4 protein-coding genes and 1 pseudogene are annotated in these 4988 nt (G+C 54.4%); 3 read left to right on the top strand and 2 right to left on the bottom strand.

Annotated elements, in window-relative coordinates:
* Positions 1 to 58 precede the first annotated feature (58 nt).
* The 3 genes from ACRDCA_RS25315 (at position 59) to ACRDCA_RS25305 (ending at position 4000) form a co-directional block, all read left to right on the top strand.
* A complete protein-coding gene (locus ACRDCA_RS25315; RefSeq protein ID WP_438691984.1) occupies positions 59 to 1483 on the top strand; it encodes a pentapeptide repeat-containing protein in 1425 nt (474 codons plus the stop codon).
* A 670-nt stretch (positions 1484 to 2153) separates the two neighbouring features.
* The gene (locus tag ACRDCA_RS25310; protein ID WP_438691983.1) at positions 2154 to 3374 is read left to right on the top strand and encodes a phosphoadenosine phosphosulfate reductase; all 1221 of its coding nucleotides are present in this window, start codon (positions 2154 to 2156) and stop codon (positions 3372 to 3374) included.
* Positions 3371 to 4000 (top strand): IbrB-like domain-containing protein, encoded by a 630-nt coding sequence (locus tag ACRDCA_RS25305; protein WP_438691982.1) that lies wholly within the window; start codon positions 3371 to 3373, stop codon positions 3998 to 4000. The genes ACRDCA_RS25310 and ACRDCA_RS25305 overlap by 4 nt, the downstream gene beginning before the upstream one ends.
* A 358-nt stretch (positions 4001 to 4358) precedes the next feature.
* On the opposite strand, the gene ACRDCA_RS25300 is transcribed toward ACRDCA_RS25305, so the two are convergent.
* Complete coding sequence (locus ACRDCA_RS25300; protein ID WP_438691981.1) at positions 4359 to 4487, bottom strand: hypothetical protein; 129 nt, start codon at positions 4485 to 4487, stop codon at positions 4359 to 4361.
* A 279-nt stretch (positions 4488 to 4766) separates the two neighbouring features.
* Positions 4767 to 4988: pseudogene (locus ACRDCA_RS25295) on the bottom strand (hypothetical protein); the annotation flags it as partial.

Genomic DNA, 4988 nt, shown 5'->3' with positions numbered 1-4988 from the left:
TAATTTGTTTCCGCAATAAAAATGTCCTGTACAGACAATAACGCACAGGAGAAAAACAATGAACGGCATTTCACTGCTGACCAACAACATGCAGCAAATGGCACAGGCGAGTATGAGAGGGGATGCCCCAATGAAAGAGTTAGGCAGCCTCAAGGGAATTGGCGAACATTTGCTCCACCTGTTTACCTTCGGGCAGGTGGACAGGAGACGCGAGCGGGTTGAGACGTTTACTCAGCTGGCGGGGAACATGGTGTCGCTGGGAAGTCGGGATGGTGTCCTGACGTGCCAGTTCCGTGTTCCAGATAGCACAACCCAGCTTATTGGTATCACTATCCGTAATAACCAAATACACGCAGAGGTCACAAACACAGAGACCCATGCAGTCGAGGAGTCAGATGACCTGCCCGCCCCCATCAATACATCTCATGCAGAGATGACCCGTCTGTTGCTGGAACTGTGTATGGCTGGAAGAAAAAATGGCGCCAGCGGAGGTCTCGAGGTAAACGAGGGCGGAGCGGACCTGACGGATCTTGACCTGAGGGGGGCTGACCTGAGGGGGGCTGACCTGAGGGGGGCTCACCTGGAGGGGGCTAATCTGTCGGGGGCTAACCTGGAGAGGGCTAACCTGTCGGGGGCTCACCTGGAGAGGGCTGACTTGACGGAGGCTGTCCTGGAGGGGGCTGTCCTGCCGGGGGCTCACCTGGAGAGGGCTAACCTGTCGGGGGCTAACCTGGAGAGGGCTAACTTGTCGGGGGCTCACCTGGAGGGGGCTCACCTGTGGGGGGCGAACCTGGAGAGGGTTAACCTGTCGGGGGCTAACCTGACGAGGGCTGTCCTGGCGGAGGCTGTCCTGCCGGGGGCTAACCTGGAGAGGGCTAACCTGTCGGGGGCTCACCTGGAGAGGGCTCACCTGGAGAGGGCTAACCTGTCGGGGGCTTGCCTGACGGAGGCTGTCCTGTCGGAGGCTGACCTGACGAGGGCTAACCTGGAGGGGGCTCACCTGGAGGGGGCTCACCTGGAGTGGGCTAACCTGTCGGAGGCTGACCTGTCGGGGGCTCACCTGGAGAGGGCTGACCTGACGGAGGCTATTCTGTCGGAGGCTGTCCTGATGATGGCTGATCTGAGGGGGGCTCACCTGGAGGGGGCTCACCTGGAGGGGACTCACCTGCCGGGGGCTAACCTGACGAGGGCTCACCTGACGGGGGCTCACCTGACGGGGGCTGTCCTGATGGGGGCTGTCCTGCCGGGGGCTAACCTGACGAGGGCTGACCTGATGGGGGCTCACCTGGAGGGGGCTAACCTGGCGAGGGCTGACCTGACGGAGGCTAACCTGTCGGGGGCTTACCTGGCGAGGGCTGATCTGACGGGGGCTGTCCTGTCGGAGGCTGACCTGTCGAGGGCAGAAATTTCGCAGAAAAATCGGGACTGGGCAGCGGATCAGGGGGCAGTGGTAGAGGGGGTGATAATATACCACGAAGAGTAAGTGTGGCATTGTCATGATATGGCTGGGCAGATGATATCCCGCTACGAAGTGCGAAGAATTGCTCAGCCCAGGGAGGGGGTTATAAAAATAGGGAGTGAAGCAATGAATAGAATAATTCGCGTATTCGCATTTATTTGTACTAGCTTCGGGGAGGATGTCAATTGCCCGGCACCGAAAGGATCAACAGCACAAGCTTCACCGACCTGCCCGTGTTAATGCAACATAACCTTGTGGTTGAGCGTTTCTTAAAAGACGTCGCTGACCTCAGCCCTTACTATCATCAGTCACCCGACGGTCCCATTAACGGATCCGTAAATTGCATTGGGAATAAATATCATGCGTAACGCTACAATAAAGTGTCTGGTGCTTCTTGGTTGTGTTGTTTTTTGGCTTTTGATCATCAGATGTTATTTCATTAACTGAGCGAGATGAGCGACCAGGGCACCACACGTCAGTGACTGACGACATTGCCCCCTTTCAGGCATGTACGCTATTTTCACTGGCTGGTTTTTAAGCCTAATATCGGCTACGCCGTTTGAATGTGTGACGGTCTTGCTCATCACGGCGGCGGTAACGACACCCACGCTCCCGTGCAGAATTTCGCTCGTGTAGTGAGTGGCTGTACAAAGCGCTCATATTCCCAACCATTTTCGTGAAGTGAAAACTTGATATGCCTGGTTCGCGGCACAAGATCCCATTAGAAAAAAATGTTCTGGTCGCAGCCAAAGAGCGACTGGAATGGACATTTGAGCATTTCAGCCGCATCTGCTTGTCGCTTTCTGGCGGAAAGGATTCGACGCTCATGCTACACCTGGCTGCCGACGTGGCGCGTAAAAAGAACAGAACATTCAGTGTGTTGTTTATTGATTGGGAGGCGCAATTTACGTTAACCATCAACCATATTGAGCAACTGCGCGAGACTTATCAAGCCGTGATTGAGCACTTTTATTGGGTGGCGCTTCCGCTCACCACCCTCAATTCCGTCTCCCAATTACAACCCGAATGGATTTGCTGGCAACCGGGTTGCGAGTGGATCCGCCAGCCGCCCCCGGACGCGATCCAACAGCCGGATTTTTTTCCTTTCTATCGTCCCGCCATGACCTTTGAAGATTTTGTGCTGGCCTTTAATCACTGGTTTGCCGATCGGCAACCAGCAGCCATATTGGTGGGGATCCGGGCGGACGAGTCTTATCAACGCTTTCTGGCGATCGTGTCACAAGGGAAAATGCGCTATGCCGATGATAAACCCTGGACTACGGCGTCGCGGGAACGGTATGCATACAATGTTTATCCCCTTTACGACTGGAAAACCGCCGATATCTGGACCTGGTTTGCGCGCAGCCAACAACGTCATAATCCCCTCTACGATCTGATGTATCAGGCCGGGGTCCCTTTGCGCCATATGCGGATCTGCGAGCCTTTTGGCCCAGAACAACGCCAGGGATTATGGCTCTATCATGTCATCGAACCGGAACGTTGGAGCACATTGTGTCAGCGCGTGAGCGGGGCGAATTGTGGGGGGTTATACGCCAACGTCACCGGCGATTTTTATGCCAATCGCGTACTACGAAAACCGGTACACCATACCTGGAAACGTTATGCTTTCTTTCTGATGGACAGCATGCCTCCGGCGACTGCCGAGCATTACCGTAATAAAATTGCCATCTATTTACATTGGTACCGGTCACATGGCTTTCCTGACGACATTCCTGAAGAGCAGGACAAAGATCTGGGATCAAGGGATATTCCGTCATGGCGCAGAATATGTCGAGTGTTATTGAAAAATGACTACTGGTGCCGGGCGTTGTCGTTCAGCCCGAACAAACCGTCACATTACGCTCGGTACAATCAAAGAATAAAAGAAAAAAGAAAAAAGTGGGGATTGTTATGACGCTACAAGAATTGCAGGATCACCTTGTCTCGCTCATCAGTGCCTTATCAGACGAGGATAAAATCACGACAATCAATACGTTGAAAGTCACCCTGCACGCACTGAGCCCGTTCAGTTCTCACCCTGTCGATTGTGTCTTGTGGCTGCCAACTCGGCAGTTACAGGCTAACGACTACAACCCCAACACCATGGCCCCCCCGGAAACCAGACTGTTGTATACTTCGCTGGTTAAGGATGGGTTCACACAGCCTATCGTCGCCAGTCAGCGGGATGATGACTGTTACATCATTGTCGACGGTGCTCATCGCCATGCCTTATCCCAAAAAAGAGCCCCGCTGCGTAAAACATTGGGGGGGTATAATCCTGTCGTCCTGCTTGATGCTGATACGCCCGATAAAAGCCATCGCATTGCGACCACGGTACGCCATAATCGCGCCAGGGGACGCCATCAAGTCAATGCGATGTCTGATATTGTCAAAGAACTTTCTCGACTGGGATGGGATGATTTGCGCATCAGTGAAGAATTGGGAATGGAGGCTGATGAAGTATTACGACTCAAACAAATCAGTGGCTTGACTGAACTGTTTCTTGACCGGGAGTTCTCCCAGGCCTGGACAGTGAAATAACGCTCGCCGGGCGTGAGTGAACCGCCCGAGTTTCTTGGCGCATGTTAAGTCCGGGAACTCAGGCTGCCAGATCCTTGTTCACCCGGGTAGCTATTGCTCTGCGTCAACCGGGGGCACATAGCCGATGCGTTCCAGTAATCGGCGGTTGCTGAACCCGTCTACCCAGTCCAACGTCGCCAACTCAACGCCTTGCCTGTTTTTCCAGCGTTGACGATGGATAACCTTTGCATGGTATGACCCATGGAGACTTTTTGCCAGATCATTATCCGATGCGCCGTAAAACCCCGTCCCTTTTGAACTGCATCCATAACGTTGGACGGTTTTAATCAGGCTGACACTGATGCCCGGGTTTGGTATTCTACCGGGCCACTGACAGCAGGCGCAGGCGATGCAGTACTGCCACACCGATGGCCACCTCCGTCTGCGGCGTCGCAAAACCCCGGGCGTGCAGGCGCGAACCTATCAGCGTGTTGTCACATTCCATCATCGTCCCACCAACGCCCATTTGCCATACTCCACGGCAGCCTGCCAGGCCTTTTCCTCTATCAGGGCCTGATGCTGGTCACACTGACCCGGAGGCTCTGTCGTTTCTCCAGACACCACTGTTGACCGCGGAGGAATGGCGACCGTGACAGCCTCGCCGTGGTTGGCAATGACGGTGCAGGTGGCGGCCTCGTCGTAACCATCTGCGGTGACCCGGGTGAGGGGGGGAGAATCTGTTCCAGCAGCGGCCCCACCTGTGACGGGTCATCACCGTGTGAGTCAGTCAACGTATGCGCAACAATACTGAAAGTATTCGCTTCCACAGCGTAAGCGTTAAGTGACGGTGAGCGCCGTGTTGACGGTTATTTATCCAATGCGCCGTAAAACCCTGTCCTTCAGGGCAGGGATATAAGGCGCGGTTTTCCACCTAACCAGGTGTTTGCTGTTGTTCAATATATTGCCGGATGATAGATATTGGTGCGCCACCACAACTACTGGCAAAGTA

The sequence above is a fragment of the Serratia sp. (in: enterobacteria) genome (assembly GCF_051654945.1).
Taxonomy (GTDB): Bacteria; Pseudomonadota; Gammaproteobacteria; order Enterobacterales; family Enterobacteriaceae; genus Chania.
The sequence above is the reverse complement of the archived record's forward strand: the minus strand, read 5'-3'. Positions and strand labels throughout refer to the sequence as shown.

What these genes read in the sequence shown, in the direction of transcription:
- ACRDCA_RS25315 (WP_438691984.1), top strand. Translation starts at nt 59, where the DNA reads ATGAACGGCATTTCACTGCTGACCAACAACATGCAGCAAATGGCACAG.
- ACRDCA_RS25310 (WP_438691983.1), top strand. Translation starts at nt 2,154, where the DNA reads ATGCCTGGTTCGCGGCACAAGATCCCATTAGAAAAAAATGTTCTGGTC.
- ACRDCA_RS25305 (WP_438691982.1), top strand. Translation starts at nt 3,371, where the DNA reads ATGACGCTACAAGAATTGCAGGATCACCTTGTCTCGCTCATCAGTGCC.
- ACRDCA_RS25300 (WP_438691981.1), bottom strand. Translation starts at nt 4,487, where the DNA reads ATGATGGAATGTGACAACACGCTGATAGGTTCGCGCCTGCACGCCCGG.